Origin of the sequence: Micromonospora sp. LHW51205 (genome assembly GCF_003315815.1) — a bacterium.
Taxonomy (GTDB): Bacteria; Actinomycetota; Actinomycetes; order Mycobacteriales; family Micromonosporaceae; genus Micromonospora; species Micromonospora chalcea.
Window position 1 is genome coordinate 1,618,032 of record NZ_QMEZ01000001.1, and the last position, 21,491, is coordinate 1,639,522.

General features: G+C 71.5%; 19 protein-coding genes, 1 tRNA gene and 1 riboswitch. Of the genes, 9 read left to right on the forward strand and 11 right to left on the reverse strand.

Features of this window, described 5'->3' with window-relative positions; all coding sequences use genetic code 11:
- The first annotated feature begins 67 nt into the window (after positions 1-67).
- Entirely contained in the window at positions 68-370 is a 303-nt protein-coding gene (locus DQE82_RS07700) for a hypothetical protein (RefSeq protein WP_013473379.1), read from the forward strand.
- On the opposite strand, the gene DQE82_RS07705 is transcribed toward DQE82_RS07700, so the two are convergent.
- Positions 348-893 carry a hypothetical protein gene (locus DQE82_RS07705; RefSeq protein ID WP_113972295.1) on the reverse strand — a complete coding sequence of 182 codons (546 nt, stop codon included), beginning with the start codon at positions 891-893 and terminating at the stop codon, positions 348-350. The two genes, DQE82_RS07700 and DQE82_RS07705, sit on opposite strands and share 23 nt — an antisense overlap.
- A gap of 114 nt (positions 894-1,007) precedes the next feature.
- Here DQE82_RS07705 and DQE82_RS07710 point away from each other — a divergent pair, with 114 nt between their 5' ends.
- On the forward strand, positions 1,008-1,778 hold the full coding sequence (locus tag DQE82_RS07710) for a hypothetical protein (protein WP_113972296.1): 771 nt from the start codon (positions 1,008-1,010) through the stop codon (positions 1,776-1,778).
- A 52-nt stretch (positions 1,779-1,830) separates the two neighbouring features.
- Here DQE82_RS07710 and DQE82_RS07715 read toward each other — a convergent pair.
- A tRNA-Gly gene (locus DQE82_RS07715) sits at positions 1,831-1,904 on the reverse strand.
- A 268-nt stretch (positions 1,905-2,172) separates the two neighbouring features.
- Here DQE82_RS07715 and DQE82_RS07720 point away from each other — a divergent pair.
- Entirely contained in the window at positions 2,173-3,165 is a 993-nt protein-coding gene (locus DQE82_RS07720; RefSeq protein WP_104113413.1) for a zinc metalloprotease, read from the forward strand.
- A gap of 72 nt (positions 3,166-3,237) precedes the next feature.
- On the opposite strand, the gene DQE82_RS07725 is transcribed toward DQE82_RS07720, so the two are convergent.
- Complete coding sequence (locus tag DQE82_RS07725) at positions 3,238-3,783, reverse strand: pyridoxamine 5'-phosphate oxidase family protein (RefSeq protein ID WP_113972297.1); 546 nt, start codon at positions 3,781-3,783, stop codon at positions 3,238-3,240.
- 78 nt (positions 3,784-3,861) lie between these two features.
- On the opposite strand from DQE82_RS07725, the gene dcd reads away from it, so the two are divergent.
- The gene (gene dcd, locus DQE82_RS07730; protein WP_043327610.1) at positions 3,862-4,440 is read left to right on the forward strand and encodes a dCTP deaminase; all 579 of its coding nucleotides are present in this window, start codon (positions 3,862-3,864) and stop codon (positions 4,438-4,440) included.
- 64 nt (positions 4,441-4,504) lie between these two features.
- Here the strand turns inward: dcd and DQE82_RS07735 are convergent, their stop codons facing one another.
- Complete coding sequence (locus tag DQE82_RS07735) at positions 4,505-5,536, reverse strand: NlpC/P60 family protein (protein WP_043327611.1); 1,032 nt, start codon at positions 5,534-5,536, stop codon at positions 4,505-4,507.
- A 13-nt stretch (positions 5,537-5,549) separates the two neighbouring features.
- Positions 5,550-5,687, reverse strand: a riboswitch (cyclic di-AMP (ydaO/yuaA leader).
- Positions 5,688-5,925: 238 nt separating this feature from the next.
- On the opposite strand from DQE82_RS07735, the gene DQE82_RS07740 reads away from it, so the two are divergent.
- A complete protein-coding gene (locus DQE82_RS07740; protein WP_064447991.1) occupies positions 5,926-7,959 on the forward strand; it encodes an N-acetylmuramoyl-L-alanine amidase in 2,034 nt (677 codons plus the stop codon).
- Positions 7,960-8,024: 65 nt separating this feature from the next.
- Here the strand turns inward: DQE82_RS07740 and DQE82_RS07745 are convergent, their stop codons facing one another.
- The 5 genes from DQE82_RS07745 to DQE82_RS07765 form a co-directional block, all read right to left on the reverse strand.
- Positions 8,025-9,035, reverse strand: a complete 1,011-nt coding sequence (locus DQE82_RS07745) for a C40 family peptidase (protein WP_064448126.1) — start codon at positions 9,033-9,035, stop codon at positions 8,025-8,027.
- A 170-nt stretch (positions 9,036-9,205) separates the two neighbouring features.
- Positions 9,206-10,210, reverse strand: a complete 1,005-nt coding sequence (locus DQE82_RS07750; protein WP_064447992.1) for a hemolysin family protein — start codon at positions 10,208-10,210, stop codon at positions 9,206-9,208.
- Positions 10,203-11,510, reverse strand: a complete 1,308-nt coding sequence (locus DQE82_RS07755; RefSeq protein WP_113972298.1) for a hemolysin family protein — start codon at positions 11,508-11,510, stop codon at positions 10,203-10,205. The genes DQE82_RS07750 and DQE82_RS07755 overlap by 8 nt, the downstream gene beginning before the upstream one ends.
- A gap of 138 nt (positions 11,511-11,648) precedes the next feature.
- Entirely contained in the window at positions 11,649-13,847 is a 2,199-nt protein-coding gene (locus DQE82_RS07760) for a (Fe-S)-binding protein (protein WP_113972299.1), read from the reverse strand.
- A 179-nt stretch (positions 13,848-14,026) separates the two neighbouring features.
- The gene (locus DQE82_RS07765; protein WP_043327616.1) at positions 14,027-14,290 is read right to left on the reverse strand and encodes a cell division protein CrgA; all 264 of its coding nucleotides are present in this window, start codon (positions 14,288-14,290) and stop codon (positions 14,027-14,029) included.
- Between the two features lie 230 nt (positions 14,291-14,520).
- On the opposite strand from DQE82_RS07765, the gene DQE82_RS07770 reads away from it, so the two are divergent.
- The 4 genes from DQE82_RS07770 to DQE82_RS07785 all read left to right on the forward strand — a co-directional run bounded on the left by DQE82_RS07770 (position 14,521) and on the right by DQE82_RS07785 (position 18,109).
- Positions 14,521-15,327 carry a DUF881 domain-containing protein gene (locus DQE82_RS07770; RefSeq protein ID WP_043327617.1) on the forward strand — a complete coding sequence of 269 codons (807 nt, stop codon included), beginning with the start codon at positions 14,521-14,523 and terminating at the stop codon, positions 15,325-15,327.
- Between the two features lie 716 nt (positions 15,328-16,043).
- Positions 16,044-17,177 (forward strand): class E sortase, encoded by a 1,134-nt coding sequence (locus DQE82_RS31430; protein WP_231915605.1) that lies wholly within the window; start codon positions 16,044-16,046, stop codon positions 17,175-17,177.
- A 3-nt stretch (positions 17,178-17,180) separates the two neighbouring features.
- Positions 17,181-17,453, forward strand: a complete 273-nt coding sequence (locus tag DQE82_RS07780; protein ID WP_030500496.1) for a hypothetical protein — start codon at positions 17,181-17,183, stop codon at positions 17,451-17,453.
- 5 nt (positions 17,454-17,458) lie between these two features.
- Entirely contained in the window at positions 17,459-18,109 is a 651-nt protein-coding gene (locus DQE82_RS07785; RefSeq protein WP_113972390.1) for an aminodeoxychorismate/anthranilate synthase component II, read from the forward strand.
- A 152-nt stretch (positions 18,110-18,261) separates the two neighbouring features.
- Here DQE82_RS07785 and pknB read toward each other — a convergent pair whose 3' ends face one another.
- Positions 18,262-20,097 (reverse strand): Stk1 family PASTA domain-containing Ser/Thr kinase, encoded by a 1,836-nt coding sequence (gene pknB, locus DQE82_RS07790; RefSeq protein ID WP_113972300.1) that lies wholly within the window; start codon positions 20,095-20,097, stop codon positions 18,262-18,264.
- Positions 20,094-21,491, reverse strand: coding sequence for a serine/threonine-protein kinase (locus DQE82_RS07795; protein WP_043327620.1), 1,398 nt, complete (start codon positions 21,489-21,491; stop codon positions 20,094-20,096). The genes pknB and DQE82_RS07795 overlap by 4 nt, the downstream gene beginning before the upstream one ends.

Genomic DNA, 21,491 nt, shown 5'->3' on the forward strand with positions numbered 1-21,491 from the left:
CTCCGGTTTCCGCTCGTCCCCCGACAGACCCGTCAACGACCCGCAACTCATCGCCGAGGTGTACGTGATGGATTTCGTGGAACTTGTCATCGACGGGCAGATCGACATCGATCGCGACGACCTCGAAGATGCCCTCAACGAGGCTCTCGTCGGGCGCGGCGAGGTGACCGGTGCCGGAACAAGCGAGCACGGCTCGCACCTCGACGTCGACGTCCTTGTGACGGCGGACCGACGAGCCGTCCTGGACGCCGTCTTCGGGGTGCTCGCCGCCTTGGACCTGGGCGACTCCGTGCGGGTCCGGCCCGGCGATGGGCAGACCTGGATCCGCCCGGGCCAGTGGACCCGCTCTACTCGTGCCGGACGAGCCTGAAGGGCACCCCATCGATCTCCGTGACGTACCCGATGACCGGCGCCGGGTTCCTCAGCTCCGCGATCTCGACAAGCAATGAGGTGGCAGTGCCGGCGTAGGGCTCGGGCGGGTCGATCAGGGCGGTATCGCAGACCACCGTCGGCCACTGCTCGGGAGGGCCGTCGTTCAGGTGCCAGCAGAGCAGATAGTCGAAGTTCACGGCTCCCCAGACCCGGAGGTCTCCCGGGGAGGTGCCGAAGTGGTAGGGGAAGCCACCCGCACACTCCGCCTTCTCGTTCATCACGTCTTGCCAGTTGCGCGCGTACAGGAGGAAGTCCGGTACGCCCCAGGCGGAAGGATGAAGCACTTCCAGGAAGCCGATGACGCCGTGTGGGAAGCGCTCGACGAAGCGTCGGTAGTCCTCGGGAAAGGGGTGGCCGGCGGCCTCGGTGAGGGCTGGCCAGTCGACCTCGATTCCCGCCGATCCGTCCCAGTCGAGCAGGACGGCGAGCCGGTCCGTCGTCGGCGAAGCGCTCGGTGTCATTCGGCGACCTCCGGCAGATGATCGTTAATCGAGTGCACGCCCCGTCCGTCTCCACCGTAAGATCAATCTCTTCGGCAGGCGTACGTCTCCGGAGTCCTCGAAGGCGGATTCGCCATGATCCCCGATCGGACTGAGACAAGCGGCCTCCTGGACGAGGCGCTGGCGGGTGTGGCCGTCGCGTTCCAGGGCATGACGGCCCACGAGCAGGAGTCCAACTGCGAGTGCCACTGGGGCAGTGCGGAGGAACTGGCACTGCTGAAGACGCCGGACGTGCCGCTCGACGAAGAGCTGCTCCGACGCACGTACTGGGCCGCGGACTGGCACTATCCGGGTCTGCTGCTGCGCCGGATCCTGCCCCAGGTGACTGAGCGCCTCGTGGACGGCCGAATAGTGGCGATGGAAGGGCTGGACAGTCTGGCCCGCTTCTTCGCCGTCTCTCCCTGGCACGAGTGGCCGAAGGGGCAGCAGGCCGCCCTGCGGAGGTTTCTGAACGTCTGGTGGGTGCACGTTCTGGTCGAGCCCGACGCGAAGGTGCCCGCACATGCGGCCCTGCCGTTCCTCGCCGAGGCCACCACCAGGCTCACGCCGTGGTTGGCCGACTGGGCGGAGGCGCTGGTCGACGAGCCGGCCCGGCGACATCTGGTCGAGGCCATGGATGAGTGGATGTACGACCTGCAGGGCGACGCGCTCCCGTGGCCGAGTTCGCACGACATCGACGCGTGGCCCCCCGCGCTGCAACTGTGGGTGATACGGCACGCGCCGGCCGTCCTGCGCGAGCACGACGCGTCGGCGGAGCTGATCGAGGACATCAGCCGGTTCAGCCTGCCCGATTCCGCGGTACGACAAACCGCTCTCGCGCTGGCGCGCCGGGCGCCCGTGGCCTGAGTGACGTCGAAGGCCCTGGCTGGGACTTGCGTCCTGACCAGGGCCTCTCGCGTGGAGCGGGTGACGGGAATCGAACCCGCACTGTCAGCTTGGGAAGCTGATGTTCTGCCATTGAACTACACCCGCAGGCGGCACCACTCTACCTGAAGCCCCCCACCCCCGTGCAGTCAGGTGCGCGCGCCACCTCGGCGAGGTGGCGGCATCGGCGGGCGGTTGACCCAGCCACCTCCCCGAACTGGAGTGGATCAAGCACTCACCGGCGCCGGCAGGCGCGAAGTTGCACGTCGGAAACGTATGGGCATTCTCAAATGCATCGATGGGATGTAACGTCTGCCCCACGTTTCCGCACCGGCGTGACACACCCCCTGGCACGCCGTCAGAAAGAGGTGGGCCCATGGGACTCCGTCCCAACCTGCTGACCCGGCGTACCGCCGGTGTCGCGACGTCGACCCTCGCGCTGCTGCTCAGCACCGCCGCCGTCGGCGTCGTCCCCGCTGCTTCGGCCTTCTCGGCCGCCCCGGCCGGCGTCTGCGCCGAGCCTGCTGACGCCCACGCCGACGAGCACGCGAACGCTCGCGTCGCGAAGGGCGGCAGCGCCAAGCTCGACCCCAACCACCTGACCGCCAAGCAGGTCCAGGACCGGGAGGCCGACCTCGCCGCCGCGCAGCGCGAGCGGGCCAACTTCCGGACCGGCGCGGTCACCCCGCTGGCCACCGTGACGATCCCGGTCGTCGTGCACGTCATCCAGGAGAACAGCACCCGGGCCGGCGGCAACATCACCGACTCGATGATCAACCAGCAGATCACCGTGCTGAACCAGTCGTACGCGGGCTCGACCGGCGGCGCCGCCACCGCCTTCGGGTTCCAGCTCACGAAGATCAACCGGGTGACCAACCCGTCGTGGTACCCGATCGTGCAGGGCTCCTCCGCCGAGCGCTCGATGAAGACCTCGCTGCGTGAGGGCGGCAAGAACACGCTGAACATCTACCTCGGCGAGCTGAGCGACAGCCTGCTGGGCTGGGCGACGTTCCCGAAGCGGACGCTGGACAAGATGGACGGCGTGGTCGTGCTCAACGAGTCGCTGCCCGGCGGCACCGCTACCAACTACAACCAGGGTGACACCGGCACCCACGAGGTCGGCCACTGGCTGAACCTCTACCACACCTTCCAGGGCGGCTGCTCCGGCTCGGGCGACAGCGTCTCCGACACCCCGGCCGAGGCGTCCCCGGCGTACCAGTGCCCGACCGGCCGCGACACCTGCTCGACCGCCGGCAAGGACCCGATCACCAACTTCATGGACTACACGTACGACTCCTGCATGTACCAGTTCACCGCCGGCCAGGCGAGCCGCATGCTCACCGCGTGGAACGCCTACCGCGCGGCCTGACCGCCTCGTACCGCGTACCGGTGCCGGCCCTGTCCTCGGACGGGGCCGGCACCGCTCGTTTCGGGGTCGGGGTCAGGCGGCCGGGCGGCGGGTGTCGAAGCCGTGCCGGCCGCGCCGGCCCTCCGCGGACACCGGCTCACGCCGGGCCGGCTCGGCCCCGAGCGGGTCGAGCCACACCCGCACCTGCGGCGGAGCGGCGCCCGGCTGGGCGACAGGGTCGCGCCGGGTCAGCATCGCCGCCTCGACCGTGAACTCGAACAGCCGCCAGTCACCATGTGGCGACGCGCGGGCGATCCGGGCCAGCCGCGTCACGGTGGCCGGGTCGGTCACCGGCCGCGCGCGCCCCGCGACGTACGCCTCGTCGTCGCTCTCCTCGGGCGGGAACGAGTGCAGCGCGTAGCGGCCGTCGCGTTCGAGGTCACGGCGCTTCGGCGAGTCGATGACGAAGCACCAGAGGCCGTCGTCGGTGAACACCGGGGAGACCGGGTGGACGCGGGGGCCGCCGTCGGCGCGGACCGTGGCGAGGTAGCCGAAGCCCGGCCCGTACTGCTGCATCAGGAGGCGGATCTCGCCGGCGAGGCGGGGCTCGTCGGCGGCGAATTCGGACCAGGAAGCCATGCGGACATCCTATCGAACACGTGTACGAAGAAGTAGTGCGACACGCAGGTCACCCATACCGGTCGCTATGGTGTTCCGATGCTGCTCTCCGACCGCGACCTGATCTCCGAGATCAAGGCCGGCACGCTCGCGCTGGAGCCCTTCGAGCCCACGCTGGTGCAGCCGTCGAGCATCGACGTACGCCTGGACCGGCTCTTTCGGGTCTTCAACAACCACCTCTACACCCACATCGACCCGTCGGTCCAGCAGGACGACCTCACCTCGATGGTGGAGGTGCCCGAGGGCCAGCCGTTCGTGCTGCACCCGGGCGAGTTCGTGCTCGCCTCCACGCTTGAGGTGATCTCGCTGGGCGACCAGCTCGCGGGCCGGCTCGAGGGCAAGTCGAGCCTGGGGCGGCTGGGGCTGCTGACCCACTCGACAGCCGGCTTCATCGACCCCGGCTTCTCCGGTCACGTCACGCTGGAGCTGTCGAACGTGGCGAACCTGCCGATCACGCTCTGGCCCGGCATGAAGATCGGCCAGCTCTGCATCTTCCGGCTCTCCTCGCCGGCCGAGCACCCGTACGGCTCGGCCGTCTACGGCTCGCGTTACCAGGGGCAGCGCGGCCCGACGCCGAGCCGGTCCTGGCAGAGCTGGCGCACCTGGCCGACGCGCTGACGCCGCCCGCAGTTGTTAAGAAGGGCCCCCTCCTCTACCGGAGGCGTTAAGAGGGGGCCCTTCCTTACACGCGGCCGTAGCTGTTGATGTCGCCGTCGTCGACCCGCTTCATCGTGATGGGCTTGCCGGACTGGGAGGCGTGCACCACCCAGCCGTCGCCCACGTACATCGCCACGTGGTGCAGGTCGCTGTAGTAGAAGACGAGGTCGCCGGCGCGCAGCTCGGCCCGGCTGATGCGCTTCGTCACGCCGTGCTGCTGGCGTGCGCTGTGCGGCAGCGAGACGCCGCCCTTGGCCCAGGCCGCCATGGTGAGGCCCGAGCAGTCGAAGTGGTCCGGGCCGGCGGCGCCCCAGACGTAGATCTTGCCGATCTGGGCGCAGGCGAACTTCACCGCCGCACCGGCCGGGCCGCCGGGATAGCCGGCCGGGCAGGGCGCCGGGCGCAGCGGGCCGCCGCCGCCCTTGCCGTACACCTTGAGCCGCAGCTTCTCCAGCTTGGCGATCTCGGCGTCGATCTGCTTCTTCTTCGCCGCGAGCTGGGCCTCGGTGCGCGCCAGGCCGGCGATCATCTCGTCCAGCGGCTTCTTCTTCGCCGCCAGCTCGTCGCGCAGCGCGGCGACCGAGCGCACCTGCTCGTGCTGGCGGTGCGCGAAGCGGTCGAGCAGCTCCAGGCCGTCGACCAGGTCACCGGGTGAGCGGCTGCCGAGCAGCGCGTTGACCGTGGAGAGGTTGTCGGCCTTGTAGGCGTCGGCGGCGAGGCCGCCCACCTGACCGAGCGCGGCGTCCACCCGCGCCTGGAGGGGTGCGATCTGGCGGCCGAGCGCGTCGGCCTGCCTGCGCCGCGCGGCGAGCTGCTCGCGTACGTCGTTGACCTGCTCGATGACCGGTTCGAGCTTGTTCCAGTCGCGGTCGATCTGGGCCTCGATCTCGGCGACCGAGGGTTCGGCGTGTGCCGCAGTGGCGCCGCCGGTCAGTACGACGGCGGTGCCGACCAGTGCGGCGAGGGCGGTGGTGAAGCGGGACCAGCGGGAACGCGGCGCGGCGCTGGACCGGTCGACCGACCGGTTCGACGACGGCCGCGGGGCATGGAGTGCCACCGGGCGTCCGTACTCCTTCTTCCGTACCGCCTACCGGGTTAGCTGACGGATTCGGGCGGGAAGGGAGCCGCCCTACCGCAGCAGCGCTGCGGATTCACCCCAGGTACCTGGTTCCCCGGCTCGCCCGGAGGCGACTCGGCGGTGTCGGACCGTCACCGACCGGGTTGGACGGTGAGACGTGCGGCCGACGATTCACCAGAGTAGGGACCACCGTTATCGATCCGCAACTTCCAGCGCCGTGACACTCCGTACGCGATCCAGCGCCACACCGCGCACGGAGGTGAAATTTTCTTTCACGACTGATTACTTACTGGAAAGGTATTGACCATCGCGGGTGTGCGGAGTGAGGGTGGAAACGCAGTGACCCCCATCCCTGTCCAGGAGGTTCGATGCATCTCTCCGCCCCGCCGTCGGGCAGACGGATACTGCTCGCCGCCGCCGTGGCCACGGCCACCGCGCTGGCGACCACCGGCCCGGTTACCGCCGCGCCGGACACGTCCGCGCCCGCGAGCGACCGGCAACAACAATACGCCGCCGCCGCGGCCGAGTACGGCGTGCCCCAGAACGTGCTGCTCGGTGTCTCCTATCTGGAGTCCCGCTGGGACACCCACCCGGGTCAGCCCAGCACCAGCGGCGGCTACGGCCCGATGCACCTGACCGACGCCGCGCACATCCTCGCCACGCCGGGCAGCGCCCACGTCGACGAGGACGAGGACCCGCGCGGCGACGACTCCCGGCCGCTGAAGCTCGACCCGGCCACCGCCGCCGCGCCGACGCGGGAGACGCCGCTGCCGAGCGCCTCGCTCCAGACGCTCGACGCGGCCGCCGCGCTCACCGGGCTGGACGCGGGGACGCTGCGCACCGACCCGGCCGCGAACATCCGCGGCGGCGCGGCGCTGCTGTCGTCGTACCAGAAGGCTCTGGGCGGGCCGGTCGGCGCCGGCACCGACCCGGCGGCCTGGTACGCCGCGGTGGCCCGCTACTCCGGCGCGGACACCGCCGACGCGGCGGCGGCCTTCGCCGACGAGGTGTACGACCAGCTCGGCCAGGGCGCCACCCGGACCACCGACGACGGCCAGCGGGTCACGCTCGCCGCCACCGCCGCGAAGCCGGACCGCTCCCGGCTGGCCCGCCTCGGCCTGCGCACCGCGCAGCGGCCGGACGGGCTGGAGTGCCCGGTCCGGCTGGCCTGCGAGTGGATTCCCGCGCCCTACGAGCAGCTCAGCGACGACCCGGGCGACTACGGCAACCACGACCTGGCTGACCGGCCGAAGCAGCAGAAGATCGAGTACATCGTCATCCACGACACCGAGGGCTACTTCGGCCCGAGCGTCGACCTGGTGAAGCGGGCCGACTACCTGGGCTGGCACTACACGCTGCGCTCGGTGGACGGCTACATCGCCCAGCACATCAAGACCAAGGACGTGGGCTGGCACGCCGGCAACTGGTACGTCAACGCCAAGTCCATCGGCCTGGAGCACGAGGGCTTCGCCGGCCAGGGCACCTGGTACACCGAGGCGATGTACCGCACCTCCGCCAAGCTGGTCCGCCACCTGGCGCTGAAGTTCGGCATCCCGATGGACCGGCAGCACATCATCGGCCACGACAACGTGCCCGGCATCACCGCCGCCAACGTGGGCGGCATGCACTGGGACCCGGGGCCCTACTGGGACTGGTCGCACTACTTCGACCTGATGAAGGCGCCGTTCCGCGGCACCGGCACGGCGAAGACCGGCCTGGTCACCATCGACCCGGACTTCGCCACCAACCGGCCCGCGTTCACCGGCTGCAACCAGCAGCCGCCGGGCGTCCCGACGCCCACCCCGCCGGCGCAGCCGTGCCCCTCGCGCGGCTCCTCCGCGGTGATCCTGCGGACCGCGCCGAGCCCGGACGCCCCGCTCGTCAACGACCTCGGGCTGCGCCCGGACGGCACGCCGGACACCATGTACATCTCCGACCACGGCGCCCGCGCCTCGGCCGGCCAGACGTACGCGCTCGCCGGCCGGCAGGGCGACTGGACCGCGATCTGGTACCTCGGCCAGAAGGCGTGGTTCCACAACCCGGCCTCCGCGCCCACCGCCAAGTGGGCCACCGGCTTCGTGGTGACCCCGCGGCCCGGCAAGGCCACCATCCCGGTGTACGGCCGCGCCTACCCGGAGCAGTCCGCCTACCCGGACACCATCCCGTACCAGGCCATCTCTCCGCTGCAGTACACGTTCGCCGCCGGCCAGCGGTACGCGGTCGGCGGGGTGCTGCCCGGCGAGTACTACCGGGCGGTCTCGTTCGACGGTTCCGCGCCGGGTGACCGGACCGTGGTACGCGGGAAGAACCAGTACGTGCAGGTCCAGTTCGGCCACCGGATCATGTTCGTGAACCTGGACGACGTGCTGATCCTGCCGTCCCCGGTCGGCGCGCCGCGCTGACCTCTCCCCGAGAACGCGAAGGCCCCCGGTCCGTGCGGACCGGGGGCCTTTCGGTGTGACCGAGGTCAGGTGACCCGGACGAAGCCGGCGAGCGGCTGGGTGTTGATGCTCGACACCTGGACCGGCTTGCCTGTCCGGGGCGCGTGCACCATCACCCCGTTGCCGAGATAGAGCCCGACGTGATGCAGATCGGAGCCGAAGAACACCAGGTCACCCGGGCGCGCCTCGGAACGGGACACCTTGCGGCCCTCGTTCCACTGCGCGCCGGTGAAGTGGGTGAGCGAGATGCCCGCCGCCTTGTACGCGTACTGCGTGAGGCCGGAGCAGTCGAACGCGTTCGGGCCGGTGGCGCCCCACACGTACGGGTCGCCGACCTGGGCGCACGCCGTCGCGATCGCGGTACGCGCGGCGCTACTCACCACGCCGTCGATCTTCGGGCAGCCCGCCGGGCGGATCGAGGTCACCGGCAGCATCGCGGTGAGTCGCTTGATCTCCGAGTCGATCTGCTTCTTCTTCGCCGCGAGGTCGTTCTGCTGCTTGGTCTCCAGCTCGATCAGCTCGTCGAGCTTCTCCTTCTGCCTGTTGTACTCGTCCCGCACCTTGAGCACACCGGCGATCTGACGGCGCTGGTCGTCGGCGATCCGGTCCAGCATGACCAGCTGCTCGGCCAGCGTGCCCGGCTTGGTGCTCACCAGCAGCGCGCCCAGCTCCTGCGACGGGCCCTGGATGTAGTAGCGGGCCGCGATGTCGCCAACCTTGTTCATGGCGAGCGTGGAGGCCAGCTCCAGCGGCACCATCTTGTCCTTCAGCGCCTTGGACTTCTTCTGGTTGGCGCGAAGCTGCGAGCGGACCTTGTTGAACTGCTCGATGGTGGGTTCGAGCTGCTCCCACTGCTTGTCGATCTGCGCGTCGATCTCGTCCACCGACGGCGCCGCGTGCGCCGGAGCCGTCAGCATCCCGGCGCCGACCGCGGCGGCCGCGACCAGGGTGACCAGACGGCGTGCCATCCGGTGGAACCCGGCACGTCGGCCGGGTGGAGCGCTCGGGGCGTGACGTTGAGGGGGCGTGGTTGCCACCGGCACGGACTCCTTTGCAACCGACCGCCGGGCGCCTCGCGAGAGGGAAGATCGAGGCAGACGACCCACAGCGGTCGGTGCCCCACATTAGGGAAGGCGTCCGGTGGAATCAAGGCGACCGTTTGTTCAATCACGTATCCGCAATCGATTGCACACCAAGGGTATTCATTTCATCTTCCGACGATGGCTGTCAATACGTCGTCGAGCGTCACCACGCCCATCGGCCGCCGTCCGTCGCTGACCAGCACCATGTGGCGGCGTTCGCGGCGCATCGCGAGCAGCAGGTCGGCGAGCGTACGGTCCGGCGGCACCACCGCCAGCGGCCGGTAGACAGCGGCCGGCACGGGGGCCCGGCGACTCGCGCCGGCGTACCCGAGCACGTCCTTCACGTGCACGAAACCGAGCACCCGGCGGGTGGACCGCTGCACCACCGGGAAGCGGGACCGGCCGGTGCGGGTCGCCAGCACCTCCAGCGACGCCGGTGAGACGTCCTCGGCGACTGTGGTGACAGTGGACCACTGTTGCAGCGCGTCCGCCGCCGTACGGCTGTGCAGGGCCAGCGCGCCGGTGATCCGGGCGTGCTCCTCGGCGTCCAGCAACCCCTCGGTACGCGCCTGCGAGACCAGCCCGGCCAGTTCCTCGGCGGTGAACACGGTTTTCACCGCGTCTGTCGCCTCCACCCGCCACCACCGCAGGACCTGCCGGGACGCCCACTTCATCGCCAGCAGCAGCGGCTTGGTGACCAGGCAGAACGCCAGCATGGCCGGGCCGAGCCAGAGCGCCGAGGGCTCCGGACCGGCCAGCGTGATGTTCTTCGGCACCATCTCGCCGACCACCGTGTGCAGGAACACCACCACCGCCAGCGCGATGACGAAGGTCACCGGGTGCACCGCCGAGGCGGGCATCCCCAGCGCGGCGAACGGCCCCTCCAGCAGGTGGGCCAGCGCCGGCTCGGCGATCGCGCCGAGGCCGAGGGAACAGACGGTGATGCCGAGCTGCGCTCCGGCGATCATCAGCGGAATCTGGTTCATCGCGGCCAGCGCCCACCGGGCCCGCTTCGACGTCGCCGCAAGCGGTTCGATCACCGTACGGCGGGAGGCGATCAGGGCGAACTCGCTGCCCACGAAGAACGCGTTGCCGAGCAGCAACACCACCGCCACGAGTAGCTCAGGCACCGTCGTCGGGCTCCTCGGGGCGCACCACCCGCACCTGCTCGATCCGGTGCCGGTCGACCTCCACCACCGTGAACTCGTACCCGGCCTCGTCGACCGTCTCGCCCGGCACCGGGATGTGGCCCAGCCGCGCCATCAGGAAGCCGCCCAGCGTCTCGTACGGCCCGTCGGGCAGCCGGAACCCGGTCTGCTCGACCAGTTCGTCGGCGCGCAGCACGCCGTCGGCCAGGACGGTCCGCTCGCCGCCCGGCACGGTGAGCTCCACCGGCCCGGCGTCGTCGACCGCGTCCGGGTCGAACTCGTCGGCGATCTCCCCGACCAGTTCCTCGACCAGGTCCTCCACCGTCACCACGCCGTCGGTGCCGCCGTACTCGTCCACCACGATCGCCAGGTCCGCCCCGGCGGCCTTCAGCGCGGCCAGCACCCCGTTCAGGTTGAGGCTCTCCGGCACGTACACCGGTTCCCGGGCCACCGCGGCCACCGAGGTGACGGCCCGGCGGGCCAGCGGCACCCCCAGCGCGTCGGGCACCCCGGCGACGCCGGTGACCAGGTCGAGCGTCTCCTCGTAGACCGGGAACCGGGTCCGGCCGGTCTGCCGGGAGAGGTCCAGCAGGTCGGCGACGGACGCGGTGGCGCGCAGCGCGGTGACGTCCACCCGGGGCGTCATCGCCTCGGCGGCCCGCTTGTCACCGAAGCGGATCGTGCGCCGCAGCAGCATCGCGGTGTCCGGCGGCAGCGCGCCGGCCCGCGCCGAGATGGCGGCGAGCAGGCCCAGCTCTTCCGGGGAGCGGGCGCTGGCCAGCTCCTCCTGCGGCTCCACGCCGAGGCGGCGCACCAGCCGGTTGGCTGATTCGTTCAGCAGCCGGATCAGCCAGCCGAACGTGCGGGAGAACGCGCGCATCGGCGCGGCGGTGGCGAGCGCCGCCGGCATCGGGCGGGCCAGCGCCAGGTTCTTCGGCACCAGCTCGCCGAAGAGCATCGAGATGAGCGTGGCGAGGGCCAGCGCGAGCAGGCCGGAGAAGCGTTCCGCGCCGCCGAGCGGATGCAGCAGCGGGGCGAAGATCCGGGCCAGCGCGGGTTCGGCGAGGTAGCCGGTGAGCAGCGCGGTGAGGGTGATGCCGAGTTGCGCGCCGGAGAGCTGGAAGGACAGTTCGCGCAGCGCGCGGCGTACCGTGGCGGCCCGGCCGTCGCCCTCGCCGGCCCGCCTGTCGATCTCCGCCCGGTCCACGGTGACGAGGGCGAACTCGGCCGCGACGAAGAAGGCGTTGCCGGCGGTCAGTAGCACGAAACCGACCAGGGGCAACAGCGTCAGAAGAAGAAGGCCGTCGATGGGCGTGATTGTGGCACGCGAGCGCCGACGGTGGGCCCCCGTGGCGCGCGACGGCGGCGGCACCGCACGGGTGCCGCCGCCGTCGTGGTCCGGCTTCTGCCGGGGTACGCCTCAGCTCGCGCTCGGCGCGACCTCCGGCTCGCCGGCCGGGGCCTCCGGCTTGACCGAGCGCAGCAGCACGCTGGCCACGTCGACCACCTCGACCTGTTCGCCCGCGCCCTTGCCGTTCACGCCGTCGTTCAGCATCGTCGAGCAGAACGGGCAGCCGACCGCGATGGTCTTCGCCCCGGTGGACATGGCCTCCTCGACCCGGTCCACGTTGATCCGCTTGCCGATCTTCTCCTCCATCCACATCCGGGCGCCGCCGGCGCCGCAGCAGAAGGAGCGCTCGCTGTTACGCGGCATCTCGGTCAGCTCGCCCTGGATCGAATCGCCGAGCACCTCACGCGGCGCGGCGAAGATCCGGTTGTGGCGGCCCAGGTAGCACGGGTCGTGGTAGGTGACGCCGCCGTCCACCGGCTGCACCGGGGTGAGCTTGCCGGCGCTGACCAGGTGGGCCAGCAACTGGGTGTGGTGCACGACCTCGAACTCGCCGCCGAGCTGGCCGTACTCGTTGCCGAGCGTGTTGAAGCAGTGCGGGCAGGTGGCGACGATCTTGCGCTTGGTCTTCTCCCGGCCCTCGAACGCCTCGTTCAGCGTCTCGACGTTCTGCTGGGCGAGCATCTGGAAGACGAACTCGTTGCCGATGCGGCGGGCCGGGTCACCGGAGCAGGTCTCGCCCTCGCCGAGGATGGCGAAGGAGACGCCCGCCTCGTTGAGCAGCGTGGCGACCGCACGGGTGGTCTTCTTGGCCCGGTCCTCGAACGCGCCGGCGCAGCCGACCCAGAACAGGTACTCGAAGTCGTCGACCTCGCCGACCCGCGGCACCTCGAACCCGAGGCCCTTGGTCCAGTCCTCGCGGGTGTTCTGCGGGGCGCCCCACGGGTTGCCCTTGTTCTCCAGGTTGCGCAGCATGACGCCGGCCTCGGACGGGAAGCTCGACTCGATCAGCACCTGGTAGCGGCGCATGTCGACGATGTGGTCCACGTGCTCGATGTCCACCGGGCACTGCTCGACGCACGCGCCACAGGTGGTGCAGGACCAGAGCACGTCCGGGTCGATGACGCCGCCCTCGTCGGCGGTGCCGATCAGCGGCCGGTCGGCCTCGGCCATGGCGAGCACGTCGACGCCGGCCAGCTGCTCCTGCGTCGCCTTCTCCTCGCCGGTGAGGTCCTTGCCGCCGCCGGCCAGGAGGTAGGGCGCCTTGGCGTACGCGTGGTCGCGCAGGCTCAGCACCAGCAGCTTCGGCGACAGCGGCTTGCCGGTGTTCCAGGCCGGGCACTGCGACTGGCAGCGGCCGCACTCGGTGCAGGTGCTGAAGTCGAGCAGGCCCTTCCAGCTGAACTGCTCGACCTGGGCGACGCCGAACTGGTCCTTCTCCGGGTCGGCCTCCTCGAAGTCCAGCGGCTTGCCCTCGCTGGTCATCGGGCGCAGCGGGCCGAGGCCCGAGCCGGCCGGCTTCTCCGGGTCGCGCTTGAAGAAGATGTTCGGGAAGGCCAGGAAGCGGTGCCAGGCCACGCCCATGGTGACGTTCAGCGAGATCACGATGAGCCAGGTCATCGAGATGCAGATCTTGATGAGCGCGGCGACGCTGACGCCGGCCTCCCAGTTCGGGAGGACCGAGCCGATCGCGTGGCTGAGCGGGGCGGCCCAGACCGGGTACTCGAAGTGGTCGGTGGCGACCTTGAAGCCCCGGATCACGAACCCGAAGATCAGGACCAGCAGGACGACCCACTCGACGAAGTAGCCCTGCCACATGCTCGAACCGGTGAACCGGGAGCGGTTCTCCGCGCGGCCCGGCCGGTTGCGCAGGCGGATCGCCATCAGTACCAGGATGCCGACCAGGCCGAGGATGCCGATCCACTCGGTGACCAGGCCGAAGATCGTCCAGTGCCCGATGATCGGCAACCCGCCGCCGGTCGAGACGACCTCGAAGTAGGCCTCCAGCACCAGCAGCGACAGCACGATGAAGCCGACCATCACGAACCAGTGAGCGGCGCCGACCACGCTCCACTTCAGCATGCGGGTGTGACCTGCGGTCTCCACCAGCATCTTCTTGGTACGCGCGCCCTTGTCGCCGAAGCGCTCCGGCGCGGGCTGACCGAGCCGGATGACGGCGGTCATCTTCATGACCGCGCGCACCGCAAGCCACACCGCGACAGCGGTGATGGCGGCCGCGAGGATCGTGGTGACGATCTGGACGCTGCCCATCGAGTTGGCCTCCCGGTCTGCTGCTTGTCCGTGCAGCCTACGCGCAAGGTTACCCAGCAGTAACGTGAGTCTTCTCGCACCAGGCCACGCCGCCCTGCGCACACCTTAGGTGTAGCGGCGACGAAGCGCCTGGCAGGGGCGGCGTGGCGTGACCTACGCCGGGTCGACGGGCGGCCGGCTCAGCGCCAGCGGGAGAGCAGGATCAGCGAGGAGACCATCGCGCCGAAGCCGACAGCGAGGTTCCAGTAACCCCAGGTGGCGACCGGGTACGCCTGCTCGGACAGGTAGTAGAGCACCAGCCAGCCGATGCCGACCACGATCAGCGCGACCGCCGTGACCGGCAGCCAGACCGGGCTAGGCTTGCGCGTCGACGCCGTCGCCGTCGGACGAACGTCCGTGGGCGGGGTGTACACCTTCTTCTTGCGGACCTGAGACTTGGGCACGACGCTCTCCAGAGGGGGGTACGACCTCGTCCGGCCTGACAACCGGGCGCGAGGGCGACGGTCCATGGCCAATAATGTTCGACAGCTAGCGTAGTCCCGACGGACCGTCCAGGCCACGAATGGGGCCAGGCCGGTGCACTCAGTAACCGGAAAGAGCGGACTTTCCGGGTCGATCAGGTCGGTTCGCATCGGCGCGAGCCGGAACGAGACGACGGGAAAGGGAACGCCCGGTGGAGTACACGTCCGGCGCCGCCTCCTGGCAGAAGGTCCTCCGCCGCGCGGCAGCCGCCCTGCTGCCCCGGCGCGCCCGCCAGCGCCGCCCGGGCTGGTCGATCGGCGTACCCCTGATCGCCGCCGCGGCCGGGCTGCTGTTCACCACCACCGCCACCACCGCGGGCGGCACGCCGCTGCGCGAGGACCGCCGGCCCCAGCTCACCCAGCTGATCGAGGACCGCCGGGAGCAGGTGGCGGCGAGCGAGGCGAAGGCCGCCCGGCTCCGCACCGAGGTGGAGGAGCAGACCGCCGCGCTGGCCGGCGCCGACGGGCCGATCAAGACCGAGCGGGACCGGGCCGCCGCGAGCCGGCAGGCCGCCGGGTTCACCGCGCTCACCGGCAGCGGCGTGACGGTCGAGCTGAACGACGCCGACCGCCGGCCCGACCAGCCGCTGCCCAAGGGCGCCAGCAACGACGACCTGGTCGTGCACCAGGGCGACGTCCAGGCGGTGGTCAACGCGCTCTGGGCCGGCGGCGCGGAGGCCATGTCAATCATGAACGTCCGCGTGCTCAGCACCAGCGCGGTACGCTGCGTCGGTAACACCCTGCTGCTGCACGGCCGGGTGTACTCCCCTCCTTTCAAGATCGTGGCAATCGGCGACCCCGCGGAACTCCAGCGGGCGCTCGCCGCCTCTGAGGGAGTGCGGGTGTTCAAGGAAGTGGCTGAGCACTACCAACTCGGCTACGTCGAGCGCGTCTCCACAGTCACCGTGCCGGCGTTCGAGGACTCCACCGCGTTGCAGTCGGCGACGGTGCCCCGGTGAGCGGCGGCGACCCCCGGGACCGCCGCGGCCACGACCGCCAGGAGGAGCCCACCGCGTTCCTCCCCAAGGTCGAGCGCCCGGCCCCCGCCCCGGCGTCGCCGCCCCCGCTCGACCTGCCCTGGCCCGACGCCGGACCGTCGCACACCTCTCCGGCGCGACGGGGCCCGTTCCCACCGACGCCCGCCCCACCACGGAGCGCCCCGCCACGGACCGCCCCACCGTCGACCGCCCCGCCGTCGACCGCCCCACCGTCGGCCGCCCCGCCACGGTCCGCTCCGCCGCCCTGGCCGGGCAACCAGGCCCATCCGCCGGCCGGCCCGCACCACGTCGAGGCCGACAGGCGGTTCCGCCCCTCCGCCGGCGGGATTCCCGAATCCGGGTTCCAGCCCTCCGGTGGCAGAGTTCCCGAGTCCGGGTTCCAGCCTTCCGGTGACGGGATCCCCGAGTCGGCGCACCGATCGCCCGGCCGTCCGGGCGCGGGCGGGTCCGGCCCGGCGCGTTTCGCCGGGCCGGCCGGACCCGGCACCGGCCAGCCGAGTGGTCCACCGCAGCACACGGCCGCGCCCCAGCGCGGGCCCGGGATGCGTCCCGCCACGCCGGCCGACGTGCCGCCCCGGACGGGCGAACGCACGACGCGACCGGGCGACGTCCCACCCCCGGCGGGTCAACGCCGGACGCGACCCGGCGATGCCCCGCCCGGGACGGGTGAGCGGCAGATGCGGCCGGGCGCGTACGGACCGGCGGCGCACCAGAATCCCGCCCGCCCGGCCGGCGGCGCGCTCCCGCCGGAACGCGGTGTGCGCGGGGCCCAGCCGCCGCACACCGGCCCGCAGCCGTGGGAGAACGGAGGACGTACGCCGGGGGGCGAGGGACGGCAGGCGGCCGGTGCGCCCGGCGTACCCCGGTTCGGCGGCCCGGCCGACGCGGACCGGACCCCGCCGGCCGACCCGGGAGCGACGGCGGTGCTGCCCGCCGTCACCCGGCCGCCCGCGGACCCCCGGATGGACGCCACCGGGCTGATGGGCGCGGTGCCTCCGGCGCCGGACGCGGCGGACAGCGGCGACGAGCCACCGGCCGAGCCGCCCCGCCCCCGGCGCGGCGAGCGGGTGGTGCAGTTGCGGCCCGAGCAGACCGGCGAGGGCTACCGGAGCGTCTACTCCGAGCTGACCCGCCCCAGCGCCGGCTCCCGGCTGCGCACCGTCGTACGCGGCGCCGGCGAACTGCTCATCACGTTCGGCCTGGTGGTGCTCCTCTTCGCCGGCTACGAGATCTGGGGCAAGGCGGTCATCGTCGACGCCCACCAGAGCGACCTGAACAGCCAGCTCGCCCAGGAGTGGGGCGCGGACCCGACGGTCGCCCCGACCACCGGGCCGACCGTGAAGCCGAAGCCGCCGGCCAACGGAAAACCGGTCGCCGGCCTCTACATCCCCAAGTTCGACAAGCACTGGGTGGTGGTCGAGGGGGTCACCCCCAACGACATCCGGTACGCCCCGGGCCGCTACCCGGACAGCGCCATGCCCGGCGAGGTGGGCAACTTCGCCGTGGCGGGCCACCGGATCCGCTCCACGTTCTGGCGGCTGGACGAGCTGAAGACCGGCGACGCCATAGTGGTCGAGACCCGCACCGACTGGCTCGTCTACCGCGTGTACGAGCAGCGCATCGTCAAGCCGTCCCAGGTCGAGGTGGTCGCGCCGGTGCCGGGCAAGCCGGGCCAGAAGCCCACCGAGAAGCTGCTCACGCTCACCACCTGCAACCCGAAGTTCGACAACTACCAGCGGCTGATCATCCACGCCCGGCTGGACACCGTCCAGGCCAAGTCGGCGGGCCGCCCGGCCGAACTGGAGACGTGAGCCGTGTACTCCTGGATCTGGCGGAAACTTCCCTTCGGGCTGCCCGGAAAGCTGATCGGCTCGCTGCTGCTGGCCACCGCCACCGTCGCGCTGCTCTGGTTCGTGGTGTTCCCGTGGGCCGAGCCGCTGCTGCCCTTCGACGACGTGCAGGTCACCCAGGACTCCGGCGTACCGGGTGACGGCGGGCTCACCGAGCCGACCGGGCTGCCCGGCGACGAGGAGCTGCCGTACAGCACCGAGACGAACAACGCCCCGCCCCCCACCCCGAACAGGTGACCCCGATGCGTGTCCTGGTGATCGACAACTACGACTCGTTCGTCTTCAACCTCGTGCAGTACCTCGGCCAGCTCGGGGCCGACTGCGACGTACGGCGCAACGACGAGATCGACGTCGCCGAGGTGGGCCGGGCGGGCGCCGGTGGCATCCTGCTGTCTCCCGGTCCGGGCAGCCCGGACCGGGCCGGCATCTGCCTGGACGTCATCCGCGAGTACGCCGGCAAGCTCCCGATCTTCGGCGTCTGCCTCGGTCACCAGGCGATCGGCGAGGCGTTCGGCGCCACAGTGGCGCGCGCGCCGGAACTGCTGCACGGCAAGACCTCCGAGGTACGCCACGACGGCGTGGGCGTGCTCGTCGGCCTGCCCGACCCGTTCACCGCCACCCGTTACCACTCGCTCGCCGTACTGCCCGAGACGCTGCCGGACGAGCTGGAGGTCACCGGCCGGACCGGCTCCGGCGTGGTGATGGCGATGCGGCACCGGACGCTGCCCATCGAGGGCGTGCAGTTCCACCCGGAGTCGGTGCTGACCGAGGGCGGTCACCTCATGCTGGCGAACTGGCTGGCCGCCTACGGCTTCCCGGAAGCGCTGGAGCGTGCCCCGGAGCTGGCCGCCGAGGTCGACGCCCGCCGCCGGGCCGCCTTCGCCGCAGCCTGACCGCTCGCCCCGACGATCATGAAGTTGACGGCGTTCGACGCCCGATTTGTCGCCGTCAAGTTCATGATCGACGGGGAAGGGGCGGGCGCTGGGACGGGCGCGGCGGCGGCCCCGGGATCGGGGACGCCGCCGCGTCGTCGGTCAGGTGATGCTCAGCGTTCGGTACGGCTGGGCGCGATGGTCGGGAACGGGAAACCACTGCCGCCGCCGTTGCCGCCGCCACCGCCCGGCGTGGTCGGCGTCGTGCTGGGGCTGCCGCTCGGCGTCGGGCTGGTCGGCTCCTCGTCCTCGCGCGGCACGTCGACCTCGATGGTCACCCGCTCGCCCTTGGCCAGCTTCGTCTTGCCGGCCGGCGACTGTTTGCTGACCTTGCCCGCCTGGGACGGGTCGACCTCGTTGCCCTCCCGGACCCGGACCGTGTAGCCGGCCTCCTTGAGCTGTTGTGTCGCCTGCTCCTCGGTGTAGCCGATGACGGTCGGCACCTCGCCGACGTTGCCCTTGGAGACCTTGAGCGTCACCTTGCTGCCCTCGGCGACCGAGCTGCCCTCGGTGGGCGAGACGGAAATGACCTGACCCTCCGGCGCGCTGTCGTTGACATCCTCGCGAACGGGAACCAGCTCAAGTTCCGTCAGTCGGTCCTTCGCGGCGTTGTAGGTACTGCCCTTCAGCCCGGTGGGGACGGTCACCTGGCCCGGACCGGTGCAGACCTTGACGGTGACCTCGGTGTCCTTGTCCACCCGCTGGCCGAACGTCGGGCTCTGCTCGACCACCGAGCCCTTCTCGCAGGTGGTGTTCTGCACCGGATCGCCTGTGCCGTACCGCAGCCCGGCCTGGGTGAGCGCGGCCTTCGCGTCGTCCGCCGACCGGCCCACCAGCTGGGGCACCGACACCTTCTCGTTGCCGGCCTGGTTGAGCCAGAGCGCTGTCCCCAGCGCGATCACCGCGAGCACGCCGAGCGCGGCGAACGCCGCGATGACCCAGGACGAGCTCTTTCGCTTGCCCGGATCGCCGACCCGCGCCACCGGCTGCGGGCGGGTCTGCGGGCCCATCATCTGGGTCTGCTGCGCCTGCTGGTAGCCGCCCGCGGCGGCGCCCATCGGCATGGTCTCCTCGGCCGGCATCACCGGGGTGGCCAGCACCGGCCGGCCGGCAGCGGCGCGGAGCAGGTCCGCCCGCATCTCACCGGCGCTCTGGTAGCGGTTGAGCGGGTTCTTCGACAGCGCCTTGAGCACGATGGCGTCGACCGCCGGGTTGACGTCCGGGTTGATCGTGCTCGGCGTCGGCGGCTGCTCCCGCACGTGCTGGTACGCGACGCTGACCGGGCTGTCGCCGACGAACGGCGGGTGGCCGCAGAGCAGCTCGAACAGCACGCAGCCGGCCGCGTAGACGTCGGAGCGGGCGTCGACCGCCTCGCCGCGCGCCTGCTCGGGAGAGAGGTATTGTGCGGTGCCGATGACCGCGCTGGTCTGCGTCATCGTGGTGGCGCCGCTGGCCAGCGCGCGGGCGATGCCGAAGTCCATCACCTTGACCTGGCCGGTCTGGGTGAGCATCACGTTGCCGGGCTTGATGTCCCGGTGGATGATCCCGTGCCGGTGGCTGAACTCCAGCGCCGCGCACATGTCGGCGCAGATCTCCAGCGCCCGGCGCGGCTGGAGCCGCCCCTCGACGCCGAGGACCTCCTTGAGCGTCCTGCCGTTCACGAACTCCATCACGATGAACGGCAGGGTTTCGCCCGTCGGGCCGGTTTCCTCACCGGTGTCGTAGACGGCGACGATGGCCGGGTGGTTCAGCGAGGCGGCGTTCTGGGCCTCGCGGCGGAACCGCATCTGGAAGGTGGCATCCCGGGCCAGGTCGGCACGGAGCATCTTGATCGCGACATCCCGCCCGAGCCGGAGGTCGCGGCCGCGGTGCACCTCGGCCATGCCGCCGTAGCCCAGCAGCTCGCCGACCTGATACCTGCCACCGAGCAGGCGGGCCTGCGCTGTCATCGCGTGTCTCGTCCTTCGCTCGTCGTCGTACCGCCGTCGGCCGGCAGGAGGCGTACCTCACGACGGTACGACGTGCGGACCGGATAGTCGCCTCCGTGCGGCCGCACCGCGCCGGAGGTCACGCTCACACTCGCCGGAGCGGATGCGGTAGCACCGTATTTCCGGTACAGGAACGAAATCACGCCCGAGCAGAGGATGACCAGCACGGCCACCACGATCGCCGTCGTCCAGAGCCCGGACCGGGAGCGCCGGGGCGGAGGCGGCGCGGCCGGGCGCGCGTACGGCATGGGGTTGTGCTGGGGCACGGGCCGCTGCGGTACGGGTGCCGCGCCACGCGGCGCCACCGGCGGGCGGGGCATCGGGGCCGGGTGGGCGATCACGGCCGGGCGCTGCGTCACCGGCGGGCGGGCCGGCGAAACGGGCGGACGGGCCGGGGAGACCGGCGGACGGGGCTGCGGATGCGCGGCGGCGGCCGGTGGCTGCGGCCGGGGAGCGGTCGGCACCTGAGCGCGTGCGACGGGTGCGGCCGGTGAGGCGGGCGCGGCCGAGATGGGCCGTCCGGCGCGGGCCGCCTGGGAGAGCGCGAGCTTGGCCTGCCGGGCGATGCTCGCCAGCGCGGCGGCGCTGGGCCAGCGGGCGGAAGGGTCCTTCGCCATGGCCCGCTCCACGATGGCCCGGACCTGCGGCGGGATGTCGGCCGGAAGCGCCCGGGGCGTCTCCCGAACGTGCTTCATGGCGATTTCGAGCGGGTTGTCCCCCTCGAAGGGGCGTCGGCCCGCGAGGCACTGGTACGCGACCACGCCGAGCGCGTAGACGTCCGAGGCGGGCGTGGCCACCGCGCCGGTGGCCTGCTCGGGCGAGATGTACGAGGCGGTGCCGAGCACCGAGCCGGCGGCGGTGAGCTGGCCCACCAGCTCGGAGCGGGCGATGCCGAAGTCGGTGAGCACGAGCGTGCCGTTCGGCCGGACCAGCAGGTTGCCGGGCTTCACGTCGCGGTGCACGATGCCCTTCTCGTGCGCCGCGTGCAGCGCGTCGGCGGCCTGGGCCAGCAGCGCCATGGTCCGCGCCGGGGTCAGCCGGCCGACCCGGCTGAGCGTGGCCGAGAGCGCGTCGCCCTCGACGTACTCCATCACCAGGAACGCGATGTGCTGGTCGCTGCCGAAGTCGTAGACGTCGACCACGCCCGGGTGGTTGATGGTCGCCATGGTCCGCGCCTCGCCGCGGAACCGCTCGGCGAAGCCCGGCTCGTCCAGCAGCGCGGGGAGCAGGCTCTTGACCGCGACGGTACGGCCCAGCACCTGGTCGGTGCCGCGCCACACGTCGCCCATGCCACCGCTGGCGATCCGCTCGTCGAGGCGGTAGCGGTTGCCGAGCTTCACCCCCGGGCTCAGCAC

Bases quoted from the DNA above. Each gene is read 5' to 3' on its own strand.
- DQE82_RS07700 (WP_013473379.1), top strand. From the start codon at position 68: ATGGATTTCGTGGAACTTGTCATCGACGGGCAGATCGACATCGATCGC.
- DQE82_RS07705 (WP_113972295.1), bottom strand. From the start codon at position 893: ATGACACCGAGCGCTTCGCCGACGACGGACCGGCTCGCCGTCCTGCTC.
- DQE82_RS07710 (WP_113972296.1), top strand. From the start codon at position 1,008: ATGATCCCCGATCGGACTGAGACAAGCGGCCTCCTGGACGAGGCGCTG.
- DQE82_RS07720 (WP_104113413.1), top strand. From the start codon at position 2,173: ATGGGACTCCGTCCCAACCTGCTGACCCGGCGTACCGCCGGTGTCGCG.
- DQE82_RS07725 (WP_113972297.1), bottom strand. From the start codon at position 3,783: ATGGCTTCCTGGTCCGAATTCGCCGCCGACGAGCCCCGCCTCGCCGGC.
- dcd (WP_043327610.1), top strand. From the start codon at position 3,862: ATGCTGCTCTCCGACCGCGACCTGATCTCCGAGATCAAGGCCGGCACG.
- DQE82_RS07740 (WP_064447991.1), top strand. From the start codon at position 5,926: ATGCATCTCTCCGCCCCGCCGTCGGGCAGACGGATACTGCTCGCCGCC.
- DQE82_RS07760 (WP_113972299.1), bottom strand. From the start codon at position 13,847: ATGGGCAGCGTCCAGATCGTCACCACGATCCTCGCGGCCGCCATCACC.
- DQE82_RS31430 (WP_231915605.1), top strand. From the start codon at position 16,044: ATGCGGCCGGGCGCGTACGGACCGGCGGCGCACCAGAATCCCGCCCGC.
- DQE82_RS07785 (WP_113972390.1), top strand. From the start codon at position 17,459: ATGCGTGTCCTGGTGATCGACAACTACGACTCGTTCGTCTTCAACCTC.
- pknB (WP_113972300.1), bottom strand. From the start codon at position 20,097: ATGACAGCGCAGGCCCGCCTGCTCGGTGGCAGGTATCAGGTCGGCGAG.